The 24,119-nt window shown below is 65.6% G+C and carries 27 protein-coding genes and 2 pseudogenes; 18 read left to right on the top strand and 11 right to left on the bottom strand.

Translation table 11 applies throughout. From position 1 onward, the window contains the following. Positions 1-1,003: 1,003 nt before the first annotated feature. The 5 genes and pseudogenes from ACFYYW_RS42730 to ACFYYW_RS42710 all read right to left on the bottom strand — a co-directional run bounded on the left by ACFYYW_RS42730 (position 1,004) and on the right by ACFYYW_RS42710 (position 4,936). Positions 1,004-1,981 (bottom strand): hypothetical protein, encoded by a 978-nt coding sequence (locus tag ACFYYW_RS42730; protein ID WP_387658611.1) that lies wholly within the window; start codon positions 1,979-1,981, stop codon positions 1,004-1,006. Between the two features lie 18 nt (positions 1,982-1,999). Further along, on the bottom strand, positions 2,000-2,353 hold the full coding sequence (locus ACFYYW_RS42725) for a hypothetical protein (RefSeq protein WP_387658608.1): 354 nt from the start codon (positions 2,351-2,353) through the stop codon (positions 2,000-2,002). A gap of 314 nt (positions 2,354-2,667) precedes the next feature. Further along, the gene (locus ACFYYW_RS42720) at positions 2,668-3,498 is read right to left on the bottom strand and encodes a ParB/RepB/Spo0J family partition protein (protein WP_387658605.1); all 831 of its coding nucleotides are present in this window, start codon (positions 3,496-3,498) and stop codon (positions 2,668-2,670) included. 125 nt (positions 3,499-3,623) lie between these two features. Next, positions 3,624-3,965, bottom strand: a pseudogene (locus tag ACFYYW_RS42715) (IS5/IS1182 family transposase); the annotation flags it as partial. A 227-nt stretch (positions 3,966-4,192) separates the two neighbouring features. Beyond that, positions 4,193-4,936 (bottom strand): annotated as a pseudogene (locus tag ACFYYW_RS42710) (transposase family protein). Between the two features lie 411 nt (positions 4,937-5,347). On the opposite strand from ACFYYW_RS42710, the gene ACFYYW_RS42705 reads away from it, so the two are divergent. The 4 genes from ACFYYW_RS42705 (at position 5,348) to ACFYYW_RS42690 (ending at position 8,174) form a co-directional block, all read left to right on the top strand. Next, positions 5,348-5,623, top strand: a complete 276-nt coding sequence (locus ACFYYW_RS42705) for a DUF4190 domain-containing protein (RefSeq protein WP_387658603.1) — start codon at positions 5,348-5,350, stop codon at positions 5,621-5,623. A gap of 425 nt (positions 5,624-6,048) precedes the next feature. Then, complete coding sequence (locus tag ACFYYW_RS42700) at positions 6,049-6,564, top strand: hypothetical protein (RefSeq protein WP_387658600.1); 516 nt, start codon at positions 6,049-6,051, stop codon at positions 6,562-6,564. 503 nt (positions 6,565-7,067) lie between these two features. Next, complete coding sequence (locus tag ACFYYW_RS42695; protein WP_387658597.1) at positions 7,068-7,391, top strand: hypothetical protein; 324 nt, start codon at positions 7,068-7,070, stop codon at positions 7,389-7,391. Between the two features lie 297 nt (positions 7,392-7,688). Then, on the top strand, positions 7,689-8,174 hold the full coding sequence (locus ACFYYW_RS42690) for a hypothetical protein (RefSeq protein WP_387658594.1): 486 nt from the start codon (positions 7,689-7,691) through the stop codon (positions 8,172-8,174). Between the two features lie 6 nt (positions 8,175-8,180). Here the strand turns inward: ACFYYW_RS42690 and ACFYYW_RS42685 are convergent, their stop codons facing one another. Continuing rightward, the gene (locus tag ACFYYW_RS42685; RefSeq protein WP_387658592.1) at positions 8,181-8,546 is read right to left on the bottom strand and encodes a WXG100 family type VII secretion target; all 366 of its coding nucleotides are present in this window, start codon (positions 8,544-8,546) and stop codon (positions 8,181-8,183) included. Between the two features lie 247 nt (positions 8,547-8,793). On the opposite strand from ACFYYW_RS42685, the gene ACFYYW_RS42680 reads away from it, so the two are divergent. The 11 genes from ACFYYW_RS42680 (at position 8,794) to ACFYYW_RS42630 (ending at position 16,721) form a co-directional block, all read left to right on the top strand. Then, complete coding sequence (locus ACFYYW_RS42680) at positions 8,794-9,126, top strand: hypothetical protein (protein WP_387658590.1); 333 nt, start codon at positions 8,794-8,796, stop codon at positions 9,124-9,126. Between the two features lie 122 nt (positions 9,127-9,248). After that, on the top strand, positions 9,249-10,391 hold the full coding sequence (locus ACFYYW_RS42675) for a TolB family protein (protein ID WP_387658588.1): 1,143 nt from the start codon (positions 9,249-9,251) through the stop codon (positions 10,389-10,391). Positions 10,392-10,959: 568 nt separating this feature from the next. Continuing rightward, complete coding sequence (locus ACFYYW_RS42670; protein WP_387658586.1) at positions 10,960-11,097, top strand: hypothetical protein; 138 nt, start codon at positions 10,960-10,962, stop codon at positions 11,095-11,097. A gap of 557 nt (positions 11,098-11,654) precedes the next feature. Further along, complete coding sequence (locus tag ACFYYW_RS42665; protein WP_387658583.1) at positions 11,655-11,909, top strand: hypothetical protein; 255 nt, start codon at positions 11,655-11,657, stop codon at positions 11,907-11,909. Between the two features lie 113 nt (positions 11,910-12,022). Next, positions 12,023-12,358 carry an ArsR/SmtB family transcription factor gene (locus tag ACFYYW_RS42660; protein WP_387658580.1) on the top strand — a complete coding sequence of 112 codons (336 nt, stop codon included), beginning with the start codon at positions 12,023-12,025 and terminating at the stop codon, positions 12,356-12,358. Positions 12,359-12,367: 9 nt separating this feature from the next. Further along, a complete protein-coding gene (locus ACFYYW_RS42655) occupies positions 12,368-13,504 on the top strand; it encodes a GNAT family N-acetyltransferase (protein ID WP_387658577.1) in 1,137 nt (378 codons plus the stop codon). A 293-nt stretch (positions 13,505-13,797) separates the two neighbouring features. After that, positions 13,798-14,139 (top strand): ArsR/SmtB family transcription factor, encoded by a 342-nt coding sequence (locus ACFYYW_RS42650; protein ID WP_387658574.1) that lies wholly within the window; start codon positions 13,798-13,800, stop codon positions 14,137-14,139. An 11-nt stretch (positions 14,140-14,150) separates the two neighbouring features. After that, a complete protein-coding gene (gene arsB, locus ACFYYW_RS42645) occupies positions 14,151-15,251 on the top strand; it encodes an ACR3 family arsenite efflux transporter (RefSeq protein ID WP_387658571.1) in 1,101 nt (366 codons plus the stop codon). After that, positions 15,244-15,660 carry an arsenate reductase ArsC gene (locus tag ACFYYW_RS42640; protein ID WP_387658568.1) on the top strand — a complete coding sequence of 139 codons (417 nt, stop codon included), beginning with the start codon at positions 15,244-15,246 and terminating at the stop codon, positions 15,658-15,660. Before arsB ends, ACFYYW_RS42640 begins: the two co-directional genes overlap by 8 nt. Before the next feature lie 198 nt (positions 15,661-15,858). Beyond that, positions 15,859-16,170, top strand: coding sequence for a hypothetical protein (locus ACFYYW_RS42635; RefSeq protein ID WP_387658565.1), 312 nt, complete (start codon positions 15,859-15,861; stop codon positions 16,168-16,170). A gap of 131 nt (positions 16,171-16,301) precedes the next feature. After that, positions 16,302-16,721 (top strand): ACT domain-containing protein, encoded by a 420-nt coding sequence (locus ACFYYW_RS42630; RefSeq protein WP_387658563.1) that lies wholly within the window; start codon positions 16,302-16,304, stop codon positions 16,719-16,721. Between the two features lie 158 nt (positions 16,722-16,879). Here the strand turns inward: ACFYYW_RS42630 and ACFYYW_RS42625 are convergent, their stop codons facing one another. Genes ACFYYW_RS42625 through ACFYYW_RS42605 form a run of 5 tightly spaced genes read right to left on the bottom strand, consistent with a single transcriptional unit; the run spans position 16,880 to position 21,876 of the window. Then, on the bottom strand, positions 16,880-17,260 hold the full coding sequence (locus tag ACFYYW_RS42625) for an alpha/beta hydrolase fold domain-containing protein (protein WP_387658560.1): 381 nt from the start codon (positions 17,258-17,260) through the stop codon (positions 16,880-16,882). Between the two features lie 22 nt (positions 17,261-17,282). Next, positions 17,283-19,277, bottom strand: coding sequence for a hypothetical protein (locus ACFYYW_RS42620; protein ID WP_387658557.1), 1,995 nt, complete (start codon positions 19,275-19,277; stop codon positions 17,283-17,285). A gap of 23 nt (positions 19,278-19,300) precedes the next feature. Further along, positions 19,301-20,197, bottom strand: a complete 897-nt coding sequence (locus tag ACFYYW_RS42615) for an SDR family NAD(P)-dependent oxidoreductase (protein ID WP_387658553.1) — start codon at positions 20,195-20,197, stop codon at positions 19,301-19,303. A 46-nt stretch (positions 20,198-20,243) separates the two neighbouring features. Beyond that, positions 20,244-20,618 (bottom strand): nuclear transport factor 2 family protein, encoded by a 375-nt coding sequence (locus tag ACFYYW_RS42610; RefSeq protein ID WP_364420934.1) that lies wholly within the window; start codon positions 20,616-20,618, stop codon positions 20,244-20,246. Positions 20,619-20,676: 58 nt separating this feature from the next. Beyond that, positions 20,677-21,876: an MFS transporter gene (locus tag ACFYYW_RS42605; RefSeq protein ID WP_387658549.1), complete on the bottom strand. Its 1,200-nt coding sequence runs from the start codon at positions 21,874-21,876 to the stop codon at positions 20,677-20,679. Between the two features lie 79 nt (positions 21,877-21,955). On the opposite strand from ACFYYW_RS42605, the gene ACFYYW_RS42600 reads away from it, so the two are divergent. The 3 genes from ACFYYW_RS42600 (at position 21,956) to ACFYYW_RS42590 (ending at position 24,104) form a co-directional block, all read left to right on the top strand. Beyond that, a complete protein-coding gene (locus tag ACFYYW_RS42600; RefSeq protein ID WP_387658546.1) occupies positions 21,956-22,525 on the top strand; it encodes a TetR/AcrR family transcriptional regulator in 570 nt (189 codons plus the stop codon). Positions 22,526-22,821: 296 nt separating this feature from the next. Then, positions 22,822-23,205 carry a metalloregulator ArsR/SmtB family transcription factor gene (locus ACFYYW_RS42595; RefSeq protein WP_352361466.1) on the top strand — a complete coding sequence of 128 codons (384 nt, stop codon included), beginning with the start codon at positions 22,822-22,824 and terminating at the stop codon, positions 23,203-23,205. After that, a complete protein-coding gene (locus ACFYYW_RS42590) occupies positions 23,205-24,104 on the top strand; it encodes a cation diffusion facilitator family transporter (RefSeq protein ID WP_387658541.1) in 900 nt (299 codons plus the stop codon). Before ACFYYW_RS42595 ends, ACFYYW_RS42590 begins: the two co-directional genes overlap by 1 nt. Positions 24,105-24,119: the final 15 nt, after the last annotated feature.

Below are 24,119 nucleotides of genomic sequence, written 5' to 3'. Positions count from 1 at the left end.
GACCTCACCGGCCGGTCAGCGTCACCACAGCTCCCCGAATCAGGGACGAAATACACCTCAAGTGGTGACCCTCATCCTCATAATCAACTCACTAGAGTGATTGTCCTCGCCAAAGATCTTCTGCTCTCGAGACACACCGAGCGAAGGTTGTCATACTTGAACCGGAAGGTCCTTATCAAGAGTTGAAGTTGACTTGACGGCCGTTAAGCATCGGTCCAGGTGCTTGTGTAGGTCGCTCAGGGGCCGCATCTTGACGAACTTGATGCTGTCATGGAGAGACGAGCCCATGATCACCGCAGGAATCGCATCGAGGTGATGGCGATCAACTAGGAGCGCCAACAAACATGTCACAGATTCCCCTCTGGGAGGAGCCTCAGAGGAAACAACATGATGATACCTATGTACCAACGGTAGATGAGTTTCTGGACCTGTTGACGCATTTCGAATTGAAGGCACGCGCAGCCAAAACTCCTTCGGGGGCAGCGAGCAGCACGGAGCAACCATCCGTCACTCGGCCCGTGATCGCGGAATCGATCTCCACCCCAAGGAATCGTTGCCCGACTACATCCTGATGGCTTATCGACGCGCCCACGAGACTCAACACCCCCCGAGGCTCAGCAGGAATCAAAAACATTCTAGTTGCCCTAAGCGAGGCAGATCGCAGAGAGAAATAATTCGGCCCGTTGGAGATCCGAAACTCCTGCGGTGGCGTTTCAGATCTTTCGGGAGAAGCCGTGGAAGCCGAGACAGGCGTGGAGCCTCCGGTAGACGAGTTCTCACCACAAAGAAAGCACAACCGCCGAACGGCTCCACGTGATTGCTCATCGTGTCATGCTCGACGTCTCCCGTGTATTGGTTCACCACGTTGCCCGGCCACTGCGAGACGAACGACAGCGGGGGGTACTTCGAAGGGCAGCTGAGCTCTAACCCAGTTCTGGCAGACAGTGCTAATCTAAGGCGCGACAACTTGCCAAAAGCTCCGCAACCACTGAAGCCACCACACTTACAGGACTTCCTTATCCGCCAAATCGAATCTCGACTCAATGTTAAGCCGCTCTGCGATGCCTAGCGCCAGTTCCACACCGTTGCCATGTCTCGCATTGTCTACTCGTACACGCTTTGCGCCAGTTTGCTCGACATATTGGAGAGTTTCGTCAAAATCTGCGTGGTCACTCAGGCATACAGTATATGAGTTTTCGCTGACACGAAGAACTGGTTCAGATCGCATACGGAAGCCCGTTAGGACCACAGTCGCGCCACCTGGGTCAGCATACCTCGTTAGCGGATCTCTCCGGCCAAGCAGCCTGACATATGAGCGAGTGCCAGGAATATTATCTTGAACATTTGCTACTGCACCATAACGGCAATAGACCTCTAGTTCGTCGGCTACTCTCTTGGTAGCAATAAGGGGATGCCGAATTGCCCCATAGAGGAGCACTGCAGCTCGGTGAAGGGTCCCTGAGTGCGCTTTGATGGTCACTGGTCCACGAACCAGCAAGTCGCTGATCAACTGCAAAAATTCTGCTTCAGCGTCTTCCTGGGAGAAACGCCGCACCGAGGCGGCACTCCCATAAGCCGCATCCACAACCAGCTCGTCTACCTGGATCACTTTAGGAAGTGGCCAAGAGAAATCCCCGCTGTACCCAACCCTGTAACCGTCGACGTACTCGACCGCTACCTGAGCCGAGCCCATCATGTGTCCAGCATTAAGTAACTCGATCGAGATTCCTTGAAGCCTCAGTACCTCGTTGTACTGTGGGCTGTAGACGTTATCGCGCCAAGCTAAGTCCGGGTGACCTTCAAGAAGTAGAAGGTCTCTTGTGGCTGGATGCATCACGAGATCGTGCACGCCTTTGCTCGAAGTGAAGCGCGACATATGATCGTAATGGACATGCGTTTGAACTCGGACGGCACATCTCCTTATATGACCATCGACAACAACTCTTTCGCCGAGCAAGATTGCGCCATCAGCGTTGACCAAAGACCTCCAAGCCGACAATCAGACCGCCTCCGAGAGCTTTCCGGCAAGGGAATTAATTCGCGCTTCGAAGTCACTGACTTCTTTGTCAGCCAAAGGGTGTTCCGACACCAGCGAGAAGCTACGACTAGCCAATTTTCCACCAGAGACCGCGAGGGCCGAATCACGGATATTGTCTGCCAAAAATTTGTCGCGTTCCGATTGACTCAAGCGATTGAGGCAGTCAATCGCAAGTGGGTCATAAATCGCCCCAATGGAAACATGGATATTTATGGTTGATGGGCGCATTTGTAGGGTCGCCCGGATTGCTTCGGCAACGGTGTCGTTACGCCGACGCATTAGCTGCACCACCTGACGGACTTCTTCCTTGGACATCAAGTGCCTAACTGCACTCTCCGCCAAGGCGTCCTGGTCGTCAGGACTTACTCGGCTTACTTCGGCTGCCACCGAGAAAGAGATGGCTCCCGGTTTCCGGCCCCAATCGACCAGTTCAGCGACCTCAGTGCGCAAATGGCGGAGTCGCAAGAACCTCTGAGCGGTTGTTTTGTCCAGCGATACATCTACTAGGGCCTGATCCCAGCCAACGTCGTTTATGTGCTCAACCAAAGACTCTGTCACCTCTAGAGGTGACAGAGGTCGAACACCCTTATGAGTGCCCACTGAGAGGATCAGATCACGCAACTTGGTGCTCACTCGGTAGCCCCAAAGCCCTTTGATGATAGCCCATCCTCAATCAAGGTGCGCGCGGCGTCGTCCAGAGTTGTGCCTTCGGTTTTCGAGTACTCTTTCAATGCAGCGTGTGCAGCACCAGACATTTTAACGAGAATCTGAACTACTTTCTCGCCGGATCGAGCTGATTCTACTAGGTCATCGACAGGGATTTCCGGGTTATCGGCACGCTTTTTGACTAGAGCGTCCTGTTGCGCGCCACTCATACCGCTCAACTCGCGGGCAAGTTGGACTGCCTCCTCCGGTTCCGCCCTCTCTCTCCCAGCTGCTGATGCATCCTGAGCCCGGAGTGCTGTCTTGATATCCAGTCCCTCATTCTTAACCAGGTCTTGGAGCTGCGGAATGAGGCGCGCAACCTTCACATACTCACGCACTATACGTTCGGGAAGGCCCGTTTTACTTGCGACATCCTTAATTGAGCCGTACTTCTGGTACAGTTCCGTACACGCGTCGATCGTGTCAGCTCTAGCAGGGTCGGTGCGAATTAGATTTTCGGTTAGAGACAGGGCCTTACGCTCGGTAAGGTCGATCGGGCGAGGCCTGATGACGGCCTTGATGGTGGAATGGCCCATCTGCTTAAAGGCGAGGAATCGACGCTGGCCAGCGATAACTTCAAACTTTTCAGCATCATGTTCCGACTCGCATACGATGATGGGCTCGAGCAAGCCCTGTACGCGGATACTCTCAACGAGCTCATTAAGCGCCGTCTGATCGATCTTAAGGCGAACTTGCCCCTTACCGATAACGATCTTGTCCATGGCGAGATTCGGCTCGAACCGTTCAGAAGTCAAGTTTCCTCCATGTTGAGCGACACCAGGGCTCAGTTATCCGAGCCCCTGAACCACTAGCGCAACTAGCCTGTATAAGGCTATCGGCCATAGATTCACATGCTACTCGTGTTACCGATCTGAAACAATCAGCCTTTTCGTCCTGGGTAACGGCCTACGTCGATGAACTGCAGCGCGAGGATCGCCTGCACGAGCGTGGTCGCGCGATGCGGGCAGCAGCGCTGCTTGGTCAGTACCGTCCGGGCCTTCGAGTTACGACAGCGTGCTCACAGACGGCGCGGATGCGGGTATGGGCGGTTGACCTCTCGCTGCCCGCGTGACAGCCATCGACGGTGGCGATGGCGCATGAATGGCATGTGGATGCCACCGCCCGCGCCTTGATGGCTCATGTCGGCGATGGACTTGACGCCGGCGCTGGTTAGGCCGCTGATCAGACCGACCATACGAGCGGTCACGTCCGGGAGCGAGCCTCGTCCGTGCTTGTTGCCCAGCAGCCCTGGCTGGCATCTCGGCACCGACGGTCCTCATCGAGCTGAAGACGGGGCATGCGCGGGAGGATCTTCCCCTTGCTGCTCGCGGTGCCAGGCGTTAGCGCAGCTCAAGTCCTGTGAGCCGTCCGCGTCACTCGTGCTCTCCTACAGCGGGCGACACAGATTCGCATCCTGCGTGGGGGACTCTCGGTAGCCAGTGACCTCTTTCATCCTCGGGCGACTTCGTAGTTCTGCAGGACGGCGATGGCCTTGTACAGGTGACCGGTCTTGAGGGGGCGGCAGCGGAGCTTGCGCCAGGTCTTGAGCCGGGCGTTCGCACGTTCGCCCGGGCCGCGAAGGCGGGCGTGTGATCGGTTGGCCCGCTCCTGACGCTGGGGCTTGTTTTGTCCCTGTAGGGAGTGACAACCGGCCTTCGGCACCTTGGTAGCCCTTGTCGGCCAAGACGTTGATCCCGGCCCGCTCCAGCGCACGCAGGATGTCCCAGATCCGGGCGGCAGTCAGATTGTGCGTCTTGCTTGGTAGCGCGCCCGAGGTCTATAGGATCGTCCCGTCCGGCGAGGCGATGGCCTGGACGTTCATCCCGTGCACATGATGCTTGCCGGGGAAGTACGGCCGGTCGGCCTTGATTCGGTCGGTGCGGATCAGCGTGCCGTCCTGCACCAGGTAGTGAAGCCCGCCCCACTTGGCCTTCCGCAGCACCTGATCGAGCTTGGGAGAGCGGGCAGACAGCAGCACCACCGTCCGCGATCCACATGCGGCCACGCTGTCGCCGTCGACACGCCGAATCCGACTGCCAGCTCGGCAAACGTTTCGCCCTTGCGCAGATAGACCAGCACCATCAGCGCCTGCCGTCCCCGGTTCAGCAGCTGCCAGACCGGCCCGATCCCCCGACAATGCCCACGGATCAGGCCGGCCACGTAGTTCAGCGTTATTCGCGACAAATCCACCACAGCACGCTAGAACAACACCCAGAGCTCCTGGTCGTGACGGATGGATTGTGGTGATCAACCCGTCTACCGGGGGCTCCGTTACGTCATCAGCCGAACACCGGACCCGCGATCAAGCTGTGATCAACACCCGCCAGCCGAGGATGAAAGAGGTCAGTGCCGGTAACGTCATTAGTTTGTTACCTGGAGGGTGGCAACGAATTCTCCCCTAGACGCGTCCATCACACCATGCAGCCGCAATACCCCCAAGAGCCCCAGCAGCCGGTATATCCACCAGGGGATTACCAGGCAACGGGATATGGCCAACCCGGGCCTCCTTACGGCCCCTACCCTCAAGGGCCCTATGGCGCTCACCCGCCCTACCACCCCGGCCCTCCCCCTCAGGGGATGCCTCCACATGTGGGCCAGGCTCCCATGTACCCAGGTCCCCGCAGGACACTTCCCGCCAATAACAATTTCGCGGTTACATCACTCATTCAAGGCATCCTCGGCGTCCTCAATGCATTCATCGTTCCGGGGCTGGGGTTCATCCTCGGCGTTATGGCGTGCATCTTCGGAGGACTCGGCATGAGTCGCGCGAACAAAGTAGGCAAGGGGCAAGGCATGGCGATCGCCGGCATCGTCCTCGGTCCCATCGCGATCATCCTCAATATCTTGGCGGGCATCGTCTGGGCGGGCATCAACAGCTAATTGGCTCCCCCCAGTGGACCGCGATGGGGCCGCTTGTCCACGGCCAATGCCCCTAACCGTACAGCCTTGCCCGCGAGCACCCTCACAGCACCTTGAATGTGCTGGATGACTGCTGGCGGGCCTTTACCTGTCGGTCGACAGCGATGGGAGACTGCGCTGGCTTGGCAAGGCACCCGTGACGGAGGGATTGGGGCACGTCTTCGCGAACACCTGGCGCATCCGGACCGCTACCGCGTTTACGGCCGGCAGTCCTCGGCATGCTCGACGTCGCCATCCATCGCGGCGCCGCCGATATGCCTCCAACAAGACCGTCTCCATCTGGATGGCTGAGACCGGTGGACCCGTACGTGCGTCGTCGTACGGCGCTCTCGGCGCCTCGCGTACCCGCCTACCTTCTATCGGCTTAGTCCTTTATATTGGCCTGTATGCGGAATGACTGGCATACCCAGGTAGGCGACCTGCTCACGCGCGACGAACGGATGGCGCTGTACGGCGGCGCCAAGTACGGCGGCATCGAGCCCTCCCGCAAGACGGACAACGTCTTCATCTACTCGGATCCCAGCCGCGGTGAAGCCTATGGCTACAACTTCGACGGCTGGAACCACGACGGCTCCGTCTTCCTCTATACAGGAGATGGGCGTGTCGGCGATCAACAGATGCGCGACGGCAATCTCTCAATTGCTGAGCACCGTGCTCAGCAGCGGGTTCTTCGAGTCTTTATCGCCGATGGGGTAGTCCCAGGAACAAACACCAAGACGCATCGCTATATCGGCTCGTTTGAGCTGGACAGAGAGCGCCCATACTTCCATGAAGAAGCCCCTGACGAAAACGGTGAGATGCGGACAGTCTATGTATTCCGCCTTATTCCCATCGGGGAGGTCCTTCGTCGCGATAGCGATAAAAGCCTTAACGCGACCCCCGTCCTGCCGGAGCGTCGCTGACGATGACGGATGGGGGACATCTGCGGGATGATCTTATGGAGGATGCGCACTGCGCGATGCGTAAGTGCAGCTCAGTGCACACGTCAGGGCCGTCCTGGCCGCGCTCTCCTAAAGCGGGTGCCACAGGTTCGAATCCTGCCGGGGGCACTCATCTCCACCAGGCGTTTCGCCTTCTGACCTGTGGTTTCTCAGCCGCAGGTCTTTTGCTTATAAGGCCCCGGTAGGTCGCCACGAGCATCCGTATGCAGCCGTAAGACCATGATCCGGGGATATGGTCGGGATGATCTTGGCGGCGTTTTCCCAGCTCACATCGCGTCGTCGCCCCAGGATGCACGAAGCCCCAACCGCAGGCAGGCCCTCAATTCCGTAGCAGCATGGACGCCGAATGCCTCGTGCGGCAGGATCATCGAGGCCCCACTTGCCCGGCGTTGGGGACCGTTCGTAGTGGGCGATCGACCAGGGTAGGCGGCCCGTGCCACCTGCACCCGAGGAGGAGAGCTGACGTGAGCGAGGCGCTTTTCGGGTTGATAGGAGTCTTGGTGGGCTCCAGCATCACGGCCATCGTGACGATCTACGCCGAACGTCTGAAGGGCAAGCGCGAGGCGGCACAGAGCGATCGGCAGTACGAACGTGAACGCCGAAATGCTCGCGACTCGTTCCAGAGAGAAAGCATCCTCACGCTTCAGACCGCGACAACCGAGTTGATCCAGTCGGTGTACGCCGAACTCGACAGGCTCGTCGCCCTCTCGAAGGAGGCCGGCAGTGGCAAGCCCGCCAGTGGGAGACGCCCACTGCTGTCGGATGGTCCACGGCCTTACTGCTCCTGAAGTCGTCTCGGGCTCGAGTCTTCGACGAAGACATTCGATCGCTGGCCACTGAGCTCGAAAAGACGGCCGGCACCTCCATTTGGGCCAAGAGCCTCGAAGAGGCACGAGAACACAGCAGACGCATCGAACCACTGCTCGACCGTTTCAACGACGCGGTTGCACGCACGCTGCCCTCGCTCTACTAATGATCACGACCGGCTACAACGCCGCGCCCGATCAAATCGGTCTCGATCACAGCTCGCTATATCTCGGACGAAGTGGATGTACGAGTGAAGTGTGGCCAGATATTGTCCGATCATGCGCCTTGGTGCGTGCCCAAAGGCAGTCGCCACGGTACTGGTCTGTTTCGCGGTCATGACGGGCTGCTCCGGCGAGGAACCGTCCACACTGGACGAGTCGACCCGGCAGCTCGTAAGCGACGGAGACGCGGTGATGTCGCTGATCGCGTCGGATCTGACGGGTGTCACAAAGGAACGAGCCGATCGCGACCGGACGACTTCGTGCGGGACGGGTCAGTCGCAGCGATATTTCATGGCCAAGGGAAACTTCTCCGACCCTGCCAAGCAGGACCCCCTCAGCCGTATCGGACTACTTAAGGGCAAGCTCGAGACACTGGGCTACCGCGAGGTCGTGGACGAGCTCGATCTCGATGAGAACGAGTTGGGTGTCACGGTGGTAGTGAACGACAAGGCCAACTTGACCTTCATCCTCCTCGGACGGCTGTCACAGGCCCCGAATCTCGTGATCGTCGGAAAGACCGCTTGCTACCCCCGCAACGGGTGAACCTCATTACATCAGGCCTGGCACCCGAGCGGCCTCCTCACGGAGTTGCTTCGCGCGACGGCGAAGGCTTTCGGCGGTAGCCAAGCATCCGTTCTCGAGATCGGCCATCTGGCGCCTGAGCTGGTTCGCTTGAGTGAGATAGCGCTCTGCGGCCGGCCCCTTCCAGAACGATTTGCTGCCGCTAGGCGCGGACGGGATGCCGTCGAAGGCGTCGGCGAGGGTCCTGGCGTACCTGGTGAACGTGGCGGCGAGAGCCTCCTTTTCCTCCGCCTCACGGAGCAGTTGGCTGTTGACAGGCCTGATCAGCCGCCTCGGACCTTCATCGGCCGGCTCGCGCGCTACGGGAAAGATCCTCGAGTACAGTCGCGACATTGCGTATTCGCGTCACGCCACTCAGTTCAATAGCGAAAATATAGGAAGCGCTGGTAGCGTCCCCCAGCGCGGGCCGCCATCAAATACGACAGCGCACTTCCAGTCATCGACCGGCTATTGCCGCGCGCTCTCGCAGGTCAAGAATATCCGGCATCGCACAGACACGCTCCTGATCAGCGAAAGGATCGCAATGAGAAGGCGCCACTGGTTAGCTCCCCTCCTCGCGAGCACTCTTATCGTCCTGCCATTGTCAGCCCCAGCGTCCGCCCAGGTTCTCGCGTACGCATGGACCACCACCAGCACCGGCGCCGGGTATTTCTGGGACACCTATCCCTACTCAAGCTCCCCCGGCTGGTACATCTCCATCTACGATGACAGGGCAGACGGCCAGGGTGTCCGCATGCGCCAAGATTACGGCACCTACGTCGACTATCACGACAATGTCAGCGGCGTCGGCTCGGAAGACATCTACTGGAGCAGCTCCAGCGTCGAGAGAATTCAGGCATGCAACCGCGACAAGCTGTCCAATGGCGCCATCAGAGTGCTCAACTGCAGCAGCTGGGTCTCGACCGGTATTTGACCCCGGAAGGAAGCAGGCGACCTCTCGTCCGCGCCAGTGGTCGTGCATTCTTGTACGAATCATCATGCAGAGATCCCCTCTGCGCCAACCCTCGTAACTCAGCCGCTCCTCAAGGACGCCAAATGGCCGATACACCGGACTACGCACAGGTTCAGCCCAGCCGTCGTTCCAAGCGTTCCCGCCGCGTCGCGCTCAGCGCAGCAATCGCGAGCGGAGTAGCCGTCGCGGCAATCGTCACAGTCACCACGAACGTTTTGTCCAAGCCGGAAACCTCGTCCTCCGGCAGCGGAACCGCTTCCGTCAGCTCAGCGCGTGCCTCGGCGCCTGAACCCATCGAGAAGCTGTGGCCCGCAGCAGTGCACGAAGTGCCGGCCAAATTACCCGACGGCAGGAAGGTCCGACCGCGCCTGATGGTGGACACCACCAAGGTGCTCCTGACCGCCGAAGCCAGCTTCGAGAAGGCGAACGGCCTCTACACCTACGACGTGAACAACGGCGAGGTGACCAAGCTCGCCGACATCAGCCTCCCTGCCGGCACCATCCTCTTCCCTGACGGCTTCACCACAGGCCAGGGCCGCGTCGCCTGGTGGACCGCTCGCGGCACGGACGACAAGCGAACCGCCGACATCTGGACCGTCCCGACGACCGGCGGCAAGCCGCAGCTCGTCGCCTCTGCTCCCCTGCCGCCCGCCTCATCCGCCGGGTTCGTCACCGGTATCGCCATCACCCCCGATCGTCTTGCCTGGTCGGCCGGCAACGAAGGCGTCTTCACCGTCGACATCAACGGCGGGCAACCGCAGCGCGTAGAAGGCACGCAGGGACAGCACATCCTGAGCTGGCCCTGGGTCGGATCACCCGGAACGGTCGGCAGCAACGAAGCCCCCTTCCAGTCCGTCATGAACATCGAGACCGGCGAGAAGCGCTCCCAGACCGCCCTGCGGTCCGGCAGCCCTGTGGCCTGCGGGATCACGCTCTGTGTCACGCACCCCGACCGATCCATGGTGGCGCAGGTGCAGGGCCGGGACGGGCGAGCACGGTACGAGATGGATGTAGCGGGAGTCGCGCCGCAGCCGCTGCAGCTGGACAGATTCCTGTCCGCCCAACTGCCGGATCGCGCGCTGGTGCATGACGTGCAGACAGGTGTGTCCGCCGAGATCCGAGGCATTGACACCCGAACCCGCTACCGCGCCCGGGCCGGTAGCAACATCGCTCTCTTCGCCCGCGGCGACAAATTCGTGGTCGTCGACCTCACTGCCATCCACTGAGCCGCGGTGTCACCCCCGCTCCGGGACGTGGTCGTCCGCCGAAATGGAGCAGACGCCAGTTGGTCGACGCCATCCGGTGGAGGGTGCGGACGGGTGCGCCGTGGCCCGCGATCGGCCGTGCCCATCAGCACGCCGCGGGGGCACGCCGGGACGGCCATCCGCAAAGAGGGAGCGCCCGGCGGGACGGGGAGCGAACCGGACGATCGCGCGCTGGGCCGCCCGCGGGGCGGGCTGACCAACAAGACGCATCTGGTCTGTGAGCAGGGGCCGTAAGCCCTTGGCTCTGCTGGTGACGGCCGGCCATCGGGGAGACAGCTCGCAGTTCGTCGCGGTGCTGGGCAGGATCCGGGGCGGCCGTCTGGGGGTGGCCGGCCCCGGACCCGTCCCGGTCTGGTGCTGGCCGACAAGGCGTACACCAGCAGGGCCGACCGCGGTCATCTGCGCCGGCGTGGATTTATGGCGTGCATTCCGAGCAAGGCCGACCAGGACGCCCACCGGCGCGCCAGGGGTTCCAAGGGGCGGGCGGCCGCCGGCCTTCGACCTCGGCCTTCACCGCTGGCGTCATGCGGTGGAATGCGGCATCAACCAGCTCAAGCAGAACCGCGGCATGGCCACCCGCCACGACAAGCTCGCCGTCCACTTCAAAGCCACACTCGCCATCGCCGCGATCGACCAGTGGCGCAAGGCCTCGCGAAACACCGCCTGAAGCGGGTGCCGCAGGTTCGAATCGTTCCGGGGCACCAGGCCGCGAGCACACCAAATGAGCCCTTGACCAGCGGGAACGCGGATCGAAGGGCTCGTTGCATGTCCAGGCGCAACAGACCCCAGGCGACCGCCGCTGACAGGCCGCAAGTAACTACCGGCCACCTCCTTATTGCCAATCTGATTTATGCTTTATGTACGCCCGAAAATGAACGCGCAGGTAGATGCCCATAAAGCACGCCTTATGCCATGGTTCCCTTTTATGGGGGTATGGTGGTTGGCATGGCGGGAGGACTTCGACCACGAACTCCTTACAAGGGAGCGCCCTTCAGCGGCGATCGATGCAGCAGGTTCTTACGGCTTGCTGCTACGGTCGGCCTCTGACAAGGGAAAATGCGGCATCTGATTCTGCCGCCCTAGGTGAGAGGCGCCTCTCGACCAGCTCGTAGGGATGCTCGTCCTTGGCACGGACAGCTGATCTACGAGGCTGTCGAACCTGCACCCCGCTGGTGAAGCGGTGGGCTCGTGCTTGTCGGCAGCAAGTCTGCAAAGGCAGCTCTCATGATCGTCATTCACGCCACTTGGCAGCGCGTCGCGCTGGCCGCGATATTCGCGCTCCCCCTGGTGCTCGTGATCCTCCTGATGTCGCCCTCTTTCGTACTCCTCCCCTTCAGTGAGAAGGGGCGCCAGTTCGCCCTCAAGGTCTTGGACAAGGGCTTGGAACTGGCGAAGTGCATCCTGCCCGGCGCGGAGCAGAGCCAGGAGAAGAATGCGGAGGGCTTGAGGATCGAGTTGCCTGGAACCAGGAGCGCGTAGACACAAGGCCAGTGGAGTGCCTCGTGCCGCCGCCCGCAGAGACTCTGGCGCCGACCAGCGGTTGGCGTTGAGCGTTTACGACTCCATGCTTCATCGTCTATCGTCGATCCACGATGAACAACAACCAGGAACCCATCCCCCGGGCCGAGGCCGAGGAGTACGCGAGCTGGTTCAAGGCGCTGGCCGACGCGACCCGCATCCAGATCGTGTCGTTGCTGGCGCGGCGGCGTGGGCCGATGAGCGTGGGCGAGATCGTGACCGCTTCGGGAGTGGGGCAGTCCACGGTGTCGCACCACCTGAAGATCCTGTCCGAAGTGCGGTTCGTCCTGGTGGAGCGGCAGGGGACGTCGAGCCTGTACCGCATCAACGAGAACTGCGTGAGCTGCTTCCCCACCGCCGCCGACGTGGTGATGGGCAACCCGGCGCCGGCCGCGCCGACCTGTGACTGAGGAGATCTCATGGCGCACGACGAGATCGTCGACCACTACTCGGCCCTGGCTCGCAGCACGCTGAGCGGGCAGCGCATCGCCGACTGTGATCCCGTCGCGGTCGCCGTCGCCGAGCTGCGTGCCGGTGAGACGGTGCTCGACCTCGGGTCCGGCGGCGGCATCGACGTGCTGCTGTCAGCTCGCCGCGTCGGCCCGCACGGCACCGTCTTCGCCCTGGACGCCAGCCCCGCCATGGTGGAACTGGCCCAACGCAACTCCGAACAGGCGGGTGTCGCCAACGTGCGATTCCTGCATGGCACGATCGAGGCGATCCCGCTGCCCGGCCACACGGTCGACGTGGTCATCTCCAACTGCGTGATCAACCTGTCCGACGACAAGGCGGCGGTGCTGGCCGAGGCGTTCCGGGTGCTGCGGCCAGGCGGACGGTTCGGCGTCAGCGACGTCGTCACCGCCCAGGTGCTCGACGAGCAGGCACGACAGCGGGCCGAGCACCGCATCGGCTGCGCCGCCGGATCGCTCACCGTGCAGGAGTACCGGGATCTGCTCGCCGCGGCCGGCTTCGTCGCCGTCACGATCACGCTGACCGCCGATCACGGCGACGGGGTGCACTCGGCCATCGTCCAGGCCGTCAAGCCCGCCATCGGGCCCGGCCTGGAGATCCGGCCGATGCGCGAGGGCGACGCCGCCGAGGTGCTGGCCATCTACCAGGCCGGGCTGGACACCGGCCAGGCCAGCTTCGAGACCACCGCGCCCAGCTGGGAGGGATTCAGCGCGAGCCGGTTGCCGCACCTGCGGTACGTGGCGACCGACAGCGACTCCGGCGAGGTGCTCGGCTGGGTGGCGGCTTCGGCGGTGTCGTCCCGTCCGGTGTATGCGGGGGTGGTCGAGCACAGCATCTACGTCCACCCCGGCTGCCAGGCTCACGGCATCGGCCGGGCGCTGCTGGCGGCGTTCATCGCCGCCGCCGAGGACGCCGGCGTCTGGACGATCCAGTCGGGCGTCTTCCCGGAGAACGCCGCAAGCCTGGCCCTGCACCAGGCGCTCGGCTTCCGCGTCGCGGGCACCCGCGAGCGCATCGGCTGTCACCACGGCCTCTGGCGGGACGTGCTGTTGATCGAACGCCGCAGCGCCTTGACCGGCACCTGAATCCCCACTCGGGGAACACGGGTGGCCGTCTGATGGTTACATCCGTCGTGGCCGGTGTGCCCAGTGTCCCCGGGCCTCACCTATCGCCTTCGCGGACTACCGTTCGGCTGGAGCCGCGTTGTGCCCTTCGCCGAGAGGCGACACGCACACCGGTACGCACTCGTGGTTGAAGGCCCTCGCCGAATCGGCGAGGGCCTTCGCCCTTACGAGAAAGCTCCGCGGACTCCTGCTGGCTTCGATGTCTGTCAATATAGAGGGAGGTCGATTTCGATGGCTGTCTATACGGAGGCGAAGTGGAACCCCTGGAGCTCTTGGAGTGCAGCCCGCCGCTGATGCGCGAGCCGCTGGACGCCGAGCAGGCGGCCGGGGTGGCGCGGGTGTTCAAGGCGCTGGGCGACCCCGTACGGCTGCGCATCCTGTCCATCGTGGCCAGCCGCGCCGGCGGCGAGGTGTGCGTGTGCGACATCACCGGCGCGTTCGAGCTGTCCCAGCCGACCATCAGCCACCACCTGAAGGTGCTCAAGGAGGTCGGGCTGCTGACCTCGGAGCGGCGCGCCTCCTGGGTGTACTACCGGCTGGTTCCCGAGACGCTGGGTGAGCTGTCGGCCCTGCTCGACGTGCCCGCGCCGGTCTGAGGAGCAGCGGGATGTCCTCTTCCAGGTCCTTGTCGACGCCGACTGCGGTGCCCGCGCGGCGCGTCATCGCCGGCCTGTCCACGCTCGACCGGTTCCTGCCGGTGTGGATCATCGCGGCGATGGTCGCCGGGCTGCTGCTCGGCCGGCTGGTACCCGGGCTGAACACCGCGCTGGAAGCCGTGAAGGTCGGCGAGATCTCGCTGCCGATCGCGCTCGGGCTGCTGCTGATGATGTATCCGGTGCTGGCCAAGGTCCGCTACGACCGTCTGGGCGCTGTCACCGGTGACCGCCGCCTGCTGCTCTCCTCCTTGGTGCTGAACTGGGTGCTCGGCCCGGCCGTCATGTTCGCGTTGGCCTGGATCTTCCTGCCCGACCTTCCCGAGTACCGCACCGGCCTGATCATCGTCGGGCTCGCGCGGTGCATCGCCATGGTCCTCATCTGGAACGACCTGGCCTGCGGCGACCGTGAGGCCGCCGCCGTGCTGGTGGCGCTCAACTCGGTCTTCCAGGTGGTCGCGTTCGGCGCGCTGGGCTGGTTCTACCTGCAGGTGCTGCCCGGCTGGCTCGGCCTCGCGCAGTCGGCGCTCCAGGTCTCGGCCTGGGACATCGCCCAGTACGTGCTCATCTTCCTGGGCATCCCGCTGGCCGCCGGCTACGCCTCCCGCAAGCTCGGCGAACGCGCCCGCGGCCGGGACTGGTACGAGAGCCGTTTCCTGCCGCGCGTCGGCCCGCTGGCCCTGTACGGGCTGCTGTTCACCATCGTCATCCTGTTCGCCCTGCAAGGCGGCACGATCACCGCCCGGCCCGGCGACGTCGCGCGCATCGCGCTGCCGCTGCTGGCCTACTTCGCGCTCATGTGGGGCGGATCGTTCCTGGCCGGCAAGTTGATCGGCCTGGGCTACGAGCGCTCCACCACGCTGGCCTTCACCGCCGCCGGCAACAACTTCGAGCTGGCCATCGCCGTGGCGGTCGGCGTCTTCGGCGTCACCTCCGGCCAGGCCCTGGCCGGAGTGGTCGGCCCGCTGATCGAGGTTCCCGTCCTGGTCGCCCTGGTCTACGTCAGCCTGGCCGGCCGCCGCCTGTTCACCGCCGAGGAGCCCGCCCGTGCCTGAGTCCGTACCGGGTAAGCCCTCCGTCCTGTTCGTGTGCGTGCACAACGCCGGACGCTCCCAGATGGCCGCCGGCTGGCTCAGCAACCTGGCAGGAGACCGGGTCGAAGTCCGCTCCGCAGGGTCGGCGCCTGCCGACCAGGTCAACCCCGTCGCCGTCGAGGCCATGGCCGAGGTCGGCATCGACATCACCACCGCCCGGCCCAAGGTTCTGTCCGTCGATGCGGTCCAAGCCTCCGACGTGGTCATCACCATGGGCTGCGGCGACGCCTGCCCGATCTTCCCTGGCAAGCGGTACGAGGACTGGAAACTCGACGACCCCGCCGGACAGGGCATCAAGGCGGTCCGGGCGATCCGCGACGACATCCGCTTGCGCATCGAGAACCTGCTCAACGATCTGCTGCCCAGCTGAGAGCTCTCGCTGGAGTCGCAGATGCCGCAGCCTGCCCCCGCGAGGCATCGCGGACAGACGACTACCGAACGGTCACTGAAGATGTGGATTGCGGCACTGGTGACCGACCGATGGCGTCGGTGTGCTTGACGGCCGGCTCCAGCGCATATGGTGCGGGCCAGGGAATGATCAGACAGTGCTCGAACGGCAGGGCCAGCTGTGCCACTCGATCTGACCGCATCGCAGAGCAGTGGCGCCGGCTTCCTGGGCACGGCAGTCATGGGCTGCCGCAGCCGTGGCCTGGGGGGCTTCGGCAGCTACATGCTGATGCTCAGCCTTACCTCCACCGATCCGTTCATCCCCCGCTGGACGGCAACTTCAGCTCTTGTCCTGTGGACGGTCAGGGCGGCCATGGCTGAGCTTGTCCACCGGATCACGAGCAGGGATCACTGGCCCTTCGAACGCGGACTCGGCATCTGGATCGGCGCCTTCCTCCTGGCGATGGGCACATGCGACACCCTCGCCACCTGACCGGCAACAGCGTAAGGCCGGTGTGCGGGTGCCTGGTGCTGGGAGCGGAGAGGTGCCCCGGTTCTGCACTCTTTGTCGGCGGCGGGCGGGCGGAGCGTGCGACCAGATGGGCGCCTGGTAGACACATGCCCATGAACGCATCCACCGCCCAGCGTCTGCGCATCATGTCTCCCGCATTCGCCGTCGAGCATCTGCCGCATGACGGGTTGCCCGAGGACGATTGGCTGGTGCTCGTCCGCGCTCCGGAAGGGCTGACCGTGGTCCGTGAGGCCAGCGGTGTGGACGCGGCGGAGCAGTGGATCGGCTTCTACGGAGGTGCCACAGCACATGGCCTGGACATTCCCGGAATGCTGTCCGCGCTCGTCAAGCCGCTGGCGGAGGCGGCGATCCCGGTTTTCGTAGCCTCGACTTTCCATGCCGACCTGGTTCTGGTTCCCGCGCCGAGGAAGCAGCAGGCCATCGCCGTCCTTGAGGAAGCAGGGCACCAGGTGGAAAGCCAGGACGGCGAAGCAGGTGAACGTTCCCGCCACGACACCAGAGCTGGGCGGTGATTTCCGCGGCCAGTTGACGGGCGGCGCGGCCCGCCGAGGACCACAACGGACGTACGAGCACGACGTCACCAGGCGGGCAGGGTTACGAAGCCCAGGCCGGACACGATGCCGACGTCTGACAGCACCGAGCTACGGAATCCCGTCAGCTCGGTGCCCCGTCAGGAGTCGAGCCGCTCGACGCCGCCGGCGAAGGCCGTCGGCACCCTGTCGATCAGTGCGTTGACACCACCGACGCGGTGCAGCCCGATGAGGGTGATCGGCAGCAGCGCGGCGACGATGACGAGAACTGCAGGGCCTCGTCCTAGATGGCCGCCGCCAGCAGCAGCGCCCTCCACAGCGGCGTTCAGCACGTAGTCGACAACCAGGGAGGCGCGCAGCGGCGACGCGGTGATCTCGGCGCGCTGAGCGGGATCCGGGGTGTAGGCGTCCCAGAACCAGGCCATCGCCTTGGCCGTCAGGTACGGTCCGTCGGCGAACTCCCGGTAGCTGTCGGTGTCCTGGCCGGCGTCGATGACCGGGTAGTACAGGGACTGGTGCACGAAACACACGTCACCGCGCTAACTAGCGCTTCCTCCGGCGGCCCCGAGCTCCCGGCGGCCGGGTGGGGACGAGGCGGAGGCGACGGCGGGCGGTCCTGCGGAGCGGCTCGGCCACCAGCTCGCGCAGCTCCCGCAATCCCACGACATCGGGGTGCCCCGACGCCAGGACCGCCTTCACGAACTCGTACGCGTCCCCGCCTCCCATCCTCTTGAGCTGGTCCACCAGCCCCTCAGGCCCCGCGAGCTCCAGCACTGACAGGAAGTTCTCCGCACCCAGCAGCAGGTTCTCCCGCTCACTCAGCGCCTCGGGCTGCATCTTCCCGGCATCGATGAGCTGCGTCCACACGGCGGGTCCGAGGACCGGGTCGTGACGTAGGTCATGGAAAAGCCGCCCTTCGGGAAGGAGGTCGGCCAGAACGCGCAGCATCGCCCCCACCCGCGTACGGAACGGGCAGTCCCGCACCGCCTGCAGCAACATCTCAAGGTCCTGCCCCGGGCGGGCCAGCCATCCCTGGAGCTCCGCGACGGCGTCCTCCGGCGGATAGTGCTGGGCGACCACCCCGAGCAGCTCGGCAGGTGGAGCGGTGGCCAGTTCGCCGACGAGGGGCGCGTCGCGGCCCTCGGCGAGGAGGCGGTCGCGGACGCCGCGCACGCCGAGCGGGGTGAGGCGGACCAGCGGGAGGCCGGGCTCGGCGAGGGCGGCGCGCAGGCGTTCGACCGCGTCCGGCGGCAGGGGCTGGTCGTCGTGGTCGAGGTCGCTCACGTAGAGGGGGTCGGCGGGGCCGCGGGTGAGCTCCACGGCCCCGAGGTCGGACAGGACCTCGAACATGCGCCCCAGGTCCCGGGCGGACTCGCGGCGCCAGAGATCGCGCAGGCGCTCTTCCTCCTGGTCGAGATCGAAGTACTCCTGGCAGGCCAGCCACACCGTCTCTTCGAGCCGGACCACCGGCATCTCGTCCAGCCCGTACATGGAGTTGAGCACGTCCGGCAGGATCTCGTCGAAGATCTCTGCCAGGACAGGCTGGGATCGCCATGTCTCGACGGGCACGGTGACCACCCGGCCGAGCTCCGGCAGCACCTCGAACGCGCGCCGCCACAGCGTCTCCGGGTCGCCCAGCAAGGGTGCGGCCTTGGCCACGCGGAGGAGCCGGCCCTTGCTGGTGCGGGTCAGGCGCAGCTTCTTGGCCCAGGCGAGCAGCAGGTTGAGTTGCGGCAGATCGGCGGCGCCGCGGACGCCCAGCCGGTCCTCGCCGGTCCCCAGCAGAGCCGACACCTCAAGAGCGTCGGCGATGTGGAGGTTGCCCGCGTCGGTGAGGGCGCGGCCGTCCTTGCCCACCCAATCGGCCAGGGTGATGAGACGCTGGACGGTCCGACTGCGCGCGGCGGCCTCCATCAGCTCGGACGCGGGGGGCAGGTACACGGGCAGCTGGGGGAAGGCCCGTTCCTCACCGATGTCGCCGTTCACGAGGCGGTTCTGCAGGATCTTGTCCAGCACCTGCTCGTCGTGCGGAACGCGACCGGCGTCGAGATCGCGCTTGAACCGCTCGAACGCCCCAGGAACGGTGAGATCGACGCCCTGGCCGAGAGCCGTGTGCGCCCAGAACGTCGCCACCCCCCGCAGCGTAGGATCGTCAAGCGCGGCCGCGTACTCCGCCCGCACGTCGGCGATGATCTCCCGCGCATCCGCGAACGTGACGCCGCGCGGGTCGCGAAGGCCGGTGACGTCGAGATAGCGCAGGTACGTGCACAGCACCTCCGGAGCGAGGTCGAGCTCCTCCCGCCCGGCCGTCACCTTGCACGGCACGTATCGCAGCAGGAAGAACCTGATGCTCGCACCATCCCAGTACGCCAGCCGGCCGTCACGGCTCTCGTGTCGCGCGTCGACGGCTGCGGAGAGCAGCAGGTCATCGACCGGATGCCCGTGCTCCTCCGCCCACGTGACACACCGCCGGATCAGCAGGTCCTTGGCGGCCTCGAACTCCTCGGCCTCTTCGGGCTCGAACCAGGTACGCACCATTCGAGCCTCCCATCCCTCCAGGGTCACCGTCCCGGCCGGCGGCGGGAGTTCTCGGCGGCCCGGAGAGGTGCGGCGGGGAAGGGCACGCCGGTGAGTTGCCGGCTGATCTCCCGCAGACGGGTGCGGGCGTCGGTGTCGTACGCCTGGTGGTGAGCGCGGGCGGGGCGGGAGCGGTTGAAATAGGTGCCGGTGACGTTGTCCAGGGCGGGGTCGGTGATCAGGCGGGCGGTGTGGGTGACGCCTTCGTCCAGGGTGCTTTGCACGGTGAACAGGTGGGTGACGATCTTGGTGGGCATGTAGGAAGCAGGATGCAGGGCATTGACGGTGACGCCGTGGTCGCGCAGTAGTTCGGCGTGGTCGAGGGTGAGCATGATCTGGGCGAGTTTGGCCTGGCAGTAGGCTTGCACGCCGTCCCAGTGGTGCTCCAGCAGCACGTTGTCGAAGTCCAGGGGGGCCTGTCCGGCGGAGCTGACGTTGACGATCCGCGCCGGGCCCCCGCCTGTGTCGGCGGTGCGGGCCAGGAGCGGGGTGAGCAGGCTGCTGAGCATGTAGGTGGCCAGGTAGTCGACCTGGAAGGTCAGCTCCAGGCCGTCGGCGCTGCGTTGGGGGGCGGTCTCCACGCCGATGCCGGCGTTGTTGACCAACACGTCCAGCCGGTCGCGGGTGGCCAGGCGGTCGGCCAGGGAGTGGATCTGGTCCAGGTGAGCGAAGTCGGCATGCTCGAAGGTGAGCCGGTCGTTGCCGGTTCGGTCGCGTAGGTCGGTCAGCAGTTGCCGGCCCTTGGCCGGGTTGCGGCCGTGCAGGATCAGGGTGGCGCCCTCGGCGGCCAGGCGGTGGGCCAGGGCGCGGCCCAGGCCGTCGGTGGCGCCGGTGATCAGGATGGTCTGGTCGTGCAGTGGGCGGGTGGTGGAGGTGGTCACGGGAATCGACCTCGACGTTCGGTCCGGGTGCTGGTGCTGGTCGGGGTCAGACGATCGGGTGGCCGCTGACGGTGGTGGCGGGGACGTCCTCGCGCAGGTCCCAGTGTTCGGCGATCAGGCCGTCGGAGATGCGGAAGATGTCCACCACCGCGATGCCGGGGTGACCGGGTTGGGCGGTGAACAGGCTGTGGGTGAACACCAGGTCGCCGTCGACGGCCATGCGGCGGATCTCGAAGCGGGCGTCGGGGAGCTGGGCGCGCATCCCGTCGATGAACTCGGTCAGCGGACGGCGGCCATCGGGCAGGTTGGGGTTGTGCTGGATCAGGTCCGCGGCGAGGAACCGGTCGGCCAGCTGGGTGCGGCCCTGGTTCCAGATCTGCTCGAAGTAGTCGCGCACGAGCTGGGCTGCCGGCTGGGACATGGGGTTCTCCTGTGAGGTTGAGGTGACGAACAAAGGAAGGCCGGAAAGGAAGATCAGGTCAGCGGTGGGCCGGAGCGGCCGCGGAGACCAGGGTGGCCGGGCGGGTCGGGCGCGGACGGGTGGAGGCGGCGTGGGCGGTGACGGCCGCGGCCAGCGGCAGTAGCGCCAGGGCCGGGAGCCAGTGGCCGCCCAGGGCGGGCAGCAGTCCGGCGCCCAGCAGGCTGCCCAGGCTCATGCCCAGGTACAGGGCCGAGGCGTTGAGCGCCAGCAGGATCCCACGCTGTTCGGGCAGCAGTTCCACCAGCCGGGCCTGTTGCGGGGCCATGAACAAGGTGTTGAAGACGGCCCAGAAGGCGAACACCGCGACCCCGGCCGCCGGTACGGCGGGTGCACCGGCCAGGCCCAGGAAGGCCAGGGTCAGCCCGGCCAGCGCGACGGCGATGGTGCGGCCGCCGCCCAGGCGGGCGTAGACGCGGGAACCTGCGGCGTTGCCGGCCATGCCCAGCACGCCGAACACCAGCAGCGTCAGCGACACCAGCCCCGGGCCCGCGCCGAACCGGGCGGCCAGGTAGGCCCCGGCGACGCCGTAGACGGTGAATTGGGCCGTCAGCACCAGCAGCGTGGTGGCGATCATGAGGGTGGCGCCCCGGGTTCGCAGCGCGGCGGCAAAGGCACGACCGGTGGGGGGCGGGCCCGGTGCCACCGGTGGCAGCAGCACCGCCAGCAACCCGCCGGCCACCAGGGTCAGGGCGACCACGGCGGCCATGGTGGCGCGCCAGCCGATCGCGGCGCCCGCGGCAGAGGCCAGCGGCACGCCCAGCACGGTGGCGGCGGTCATCCCGCCGAACACCACCGCCAGCGCGCGGGGCCGCTGCTCGGCGGGAACGATCATCGAGCCGGTGGCCGAGGCGGCCGGTCCGAAGATCGCCGCGCCCAGCCCGGCGGCCACCCGCGCGGCGGCCAGGGCGGTGAAGTTGGGCGCCATCGCGGCTGCGGCGCCGCCCAGCGCCATCAGCGCCAGGCCCACCAGCAGCACGGTGCGGCGGTCCAGGCGACCCAGCACGATCGCGGCGACGGGGGCGGCCAGGGCGAACACCAGCGCGAAGACGGTGATCAGGGTGCCGACGGTGGCGGCGGGCACCTTCAGGTCCACAGCGATCGGGCCGCTGAGGCCGACGACCGCCAGGGAGGCGGTCCCCAGCGCGAAGTAGCCCAACGCCAGCGTCAGCAGTGCGGGGGTGGAGGAGCGGGGGCGCATGCCCCCTCCTTTCAATACGGTACGTTGCGTATTGACATTTAAATACGGACCGGTGCGTATGTCAAATAGACTGCGCACCATGACCGGACGACCCCGCGACCCCGCCGTCGACGACGCCATCCGTCAGGCCGCCCTGGACCTGATCACCGAGCAGGGCTACCGAGGGGTGAGCATGGAGGCCATCGCCGCCCGCAGCGGTGTGTCCAAACAGGCGGTCTACCGCCGTTACCCGGGCAAGGGCGAGGTGATCTTGGACGTGCTGACGGTCTACGCCCGTACCCGGCTGCCCACCCCCGACACCGGCGACCTGCGCGAGGACCTGCTGGCCCTGCTGGAGGCCACCTTCGCCGGACAGCGCGGGGTGGCCGGCGCACTCAACCAGGCCCTGGCCGCCGAGGCGTTGCAGGATCCCGCCTTCGCCCAGCGCGTGAGCAGCGAGCTGATCGCGGCGCGCCGCCAGGCGGTCCGCCGGATCCTCACCCGCGCGCGCGAACGCGGGCAGCTCACTCACCCCGATGACGATCTGCTCATCGATCTGGTCTTCGGGCCGATGTGGTACGCGCTCTTGTTCGACCCCGGCAAGCTCACCGACGCCTACGCCGCCGCCCTCACCGACGCCGTGATCGCCGCGGGCGCCCACGCCGGGTGACACACGCCAGGGCCTCGGCCGCCGGGTCCTGCCGCGGTCAGTCCGGGTCGTCCGAATGCCGCAGGTCAGCATGCATTCCTGACGCATCTCCCCGGGACCTTCGCGGTACGACCGACGCAGCGACTCAGGACGCCACGTGCGTGACAGAACGTCATGTCGTAGCGACGCCACCCGCCATCGGATCTTGGAGTGCGCCCCCCGGCGCAGCTGCGGTACGAGGTGGTTGTCGTTGTTGACATTCATCGCATAGGCGACAGAATACACATATGAACAGTTCTTCAGCTGAGAATGTGTTGATGGTGGACGGCTGCGCCGTCAAGGTGGTGGACGCCGACCGGGTGTCCGCGGTGTGCGAGCGGATGCCCGCTGCCGAGGACCTGACCGACACGGCGGACATCTTCGGCCTGCTGTCCGACCCCAACCGGCTGAAGCTGCTGGTCGCCCTGCTGGACGGCGAGCTGTGCGTGTGCGACCTGGCGGCGGTGACCGGGCAGAGCGAGTCGGCGGTCTCCCACGCGCTGCGCCTGCTGCGCGCCCATCGCATCGTGGCCGCCCGCCGTTCGGGCCGGATGGCGTACTACCGGCTGGAGGATCCGCACGTACGGATGCTGCTGGACCTGGCGCTGGCCCACACCGAGCACACCGAGGCCATCCACCCGGAGCGGGAGGGCGAGCGCTGATGGGCGTGGGTCACGGGCACGGGCACGCGGGGGCCCGGCACCGCTGGCGGCTGGCGGTGTCGTTCGTCCTGATCGGTGGGTTCTTCCTGGTCGAGCTGGTCTACGGGCTGATCTCGGGGTCGCTGGCCCTGATGTCGGACGCCGGGCACATGGCCGCCGACGTCGTCACGCTCGGCGCGGCGCTGGTCGCCACCAGGATCGCCGCCCGCCCCGACACCACCGGCCGGCGCAGCTACGGCTCCTACCGGGCCGAGGTGTTCGCCTCGCTGCTGGCCGTGATCCTCATGCTGGGCGTCGCCGTCTACGTGGTCGCCGAGGCGATCGGCAGGATCGGCGGGCCGGCCGAGGTGTCCTCCGGGCCGATGCTCGTGGTGGGCGCGCTCGGGCTGGTGGTCAACCTGATCGCCCTGGTCCTGCTGCGGTCCGGAGCCAGTGAGAGCCTGAATGTCAAGGGCGCGTACCTGGAGGTGGTGGCCGACACGGCGGGGTCGGTCGGCGTCATCGCGGCGGGGTGGCTGATCACGGCGACCGGCCAGACGTTCTGGGACACGGTCATCGCGCTGGCCATCGGGGTGTTCGTCGCCGTGCGTGCGATCTCGCTCGGCCGGCAGGTGTTCGCGGTGCTCGGCCAGCACGTGCCCGAGGGCATGGACGCCTCCGTCGTGGCGGCCGACCTGGCGGCCATCGAGGGCGTGCGCGACGTGCACGACCTGCACCTGTGGACGCTGACCTCCGGCATGCACGTCGCCACCGCCCACCTCGTCACGGGCGACCAGAGCGACAACCACGCCGTCCTCGATCAGGCCCGGGACCTGCTGCGCACCCGTCACGGCGTCGCGCACGCGACTCTGCAGGTGGAGCCGGACGGCCACACCGGCTGCGACGAGGTCGGCTGGTAGCCGGCGGTTCAGGGC

The organism is Nonomuraea sp. NPDC001831 (genome assembly GCF_042892035.1).
In the GTDB taxonomy this organism is placed as follows: domain Bacteria; phylum Actinomycetota; class Actinomycetes; order Streptosporangiales; family Streptosporangiaceae; genus Nonomuraea.
This window is presented reverse-complemented; position numbering and strand designations above follow the sequence as displayed.

Excerpts from the sequence above, each read along its gene's own strand:
- ACFYYW_RS42705 (WP_387658603.1), top strand. The coding sequence starts at position 5,348 with ATGTACCCAGGTCCCCGCAGGACACTTCCCGCCAATAACAATTTCGCG.
- arsB (WP_387658571.1), top strand. The coding sequence starts at position 14,151 with ATGTCCTCTTCCAGGTCCTTGTCGACGCCGACTGCGGTGCCCGCGCGG.
- ACFYYW_RS42630 (WP_387658563.1), top strand. The coding sequence starts at position 16,302 with ATGAACGCATCCACCGCCCAGCGTCTGCGCATCATGTCTCCCGCATTC.
- ACFYYW_RS42610 (WP_364420934.1), bottom strand. The coding sequence starts at position 20,618 with ATGTCCCAGCCGGCAGCCCAGCTCGTGCGCGACTACTTCGAGCAGATC.
- ACFYYW_RS42690 (WP_387658594.1), top strand. The coding sequence starts at position 7,689 with ATGCGCCTTGGTGCGTGCCCAAAGGCAGTCGCCACGGTACTGGTCTGT.
- ACFYYW_RS42660 (WP_387658580.1), top strand. The coding sequence starts at position 12,023 with ATGAACAACAACCAGGAACCCATCCCCCGGGCCGAGGCCGAGGAGTAC.
- ACFYYW_RS42700 (WP_387658600.1), top strand. The coding sequence starts at position 6,049 with ATGCGGAATGACTGGCATACCCAGGTAGGCGACCTGCTCACGCGCGAC.
- ACFYYW_RS42620 (WP_387658557.1), bottom strand. The coding sequence starts at position 19,277 with ATGGTGCGTACCTGGTTCGAGCCCGAAGAGGCCGAGGAGTTCGAGGCC.
- ACFYYW_RS42655 (WP_387658577.1), top strand. The coding sequence starts at position 12,368 with ATGGCGCACGACGAGATCGTCGACCACTACTCGGCCCTGGCTCGCAGC.
- ACFYYW_RS42595 (WP_352361466.1), top strand. The coding sequence starts at position 22,822 with ATGGTGGACGGCTGCGCCGTCAAGGTGGTGGACGCCGACCGGGTGTCC.
- ACFYYW_RS42675 (WP_387658588.1), top strand. The coding sequence starts at position 9,249 with ATGGCCGATACACCGGACTACGCACAGGTTCAGCCCAGCCGTCGTTCC.
- ACFYYW_RS42725 (WP_387658608.1), bottom strand. The coding sequence starts at position 2,353 with ATGTCCAAGGAAGAAGTCCGTCAGGTGGTGCAGCTAATGCGTCGGCGT.
- ACFYYW_RS42605 (WP_387658549.1), bottom strand. The coding sequence starts at position 21,876 with ATGCGCCCCCGCTCCTCCACCCCCGCACTGCTGACGCTGGCGTTGGGC.
- ACFYYW_RS42665 (WP_387658583.1), top strand. The coding sequence starts at position 11,655 with ATGATCGTCATTCACGCCACTTGGCAGCGCGTCGCGCTGGCCGCGATA.
- ACFYYW_RS42590 (WP_387658541.1), top strand. The coding sequence starts at position 23,205 with ATGGGCGTGGGTCACGGGCACGGGCACGCGGGGGCCCGGCACCGCTGG.
- ACFYYW_RS42600 (WP_387658546.1), top strand. The coding sequence starts at position 21,956 with ATGACCGGACGACCCCGCGACCCCGCCGTCGACGACGCCATCCGTCAG.
- ACFYYW_RS42685 (WP_387658592.1), bottom strand. The coding sequence starts at position 8,546 with ATGTCGCGACTGTACTCGAGGATCTTTCCCGTAGCGCGCGAGCCGGCC.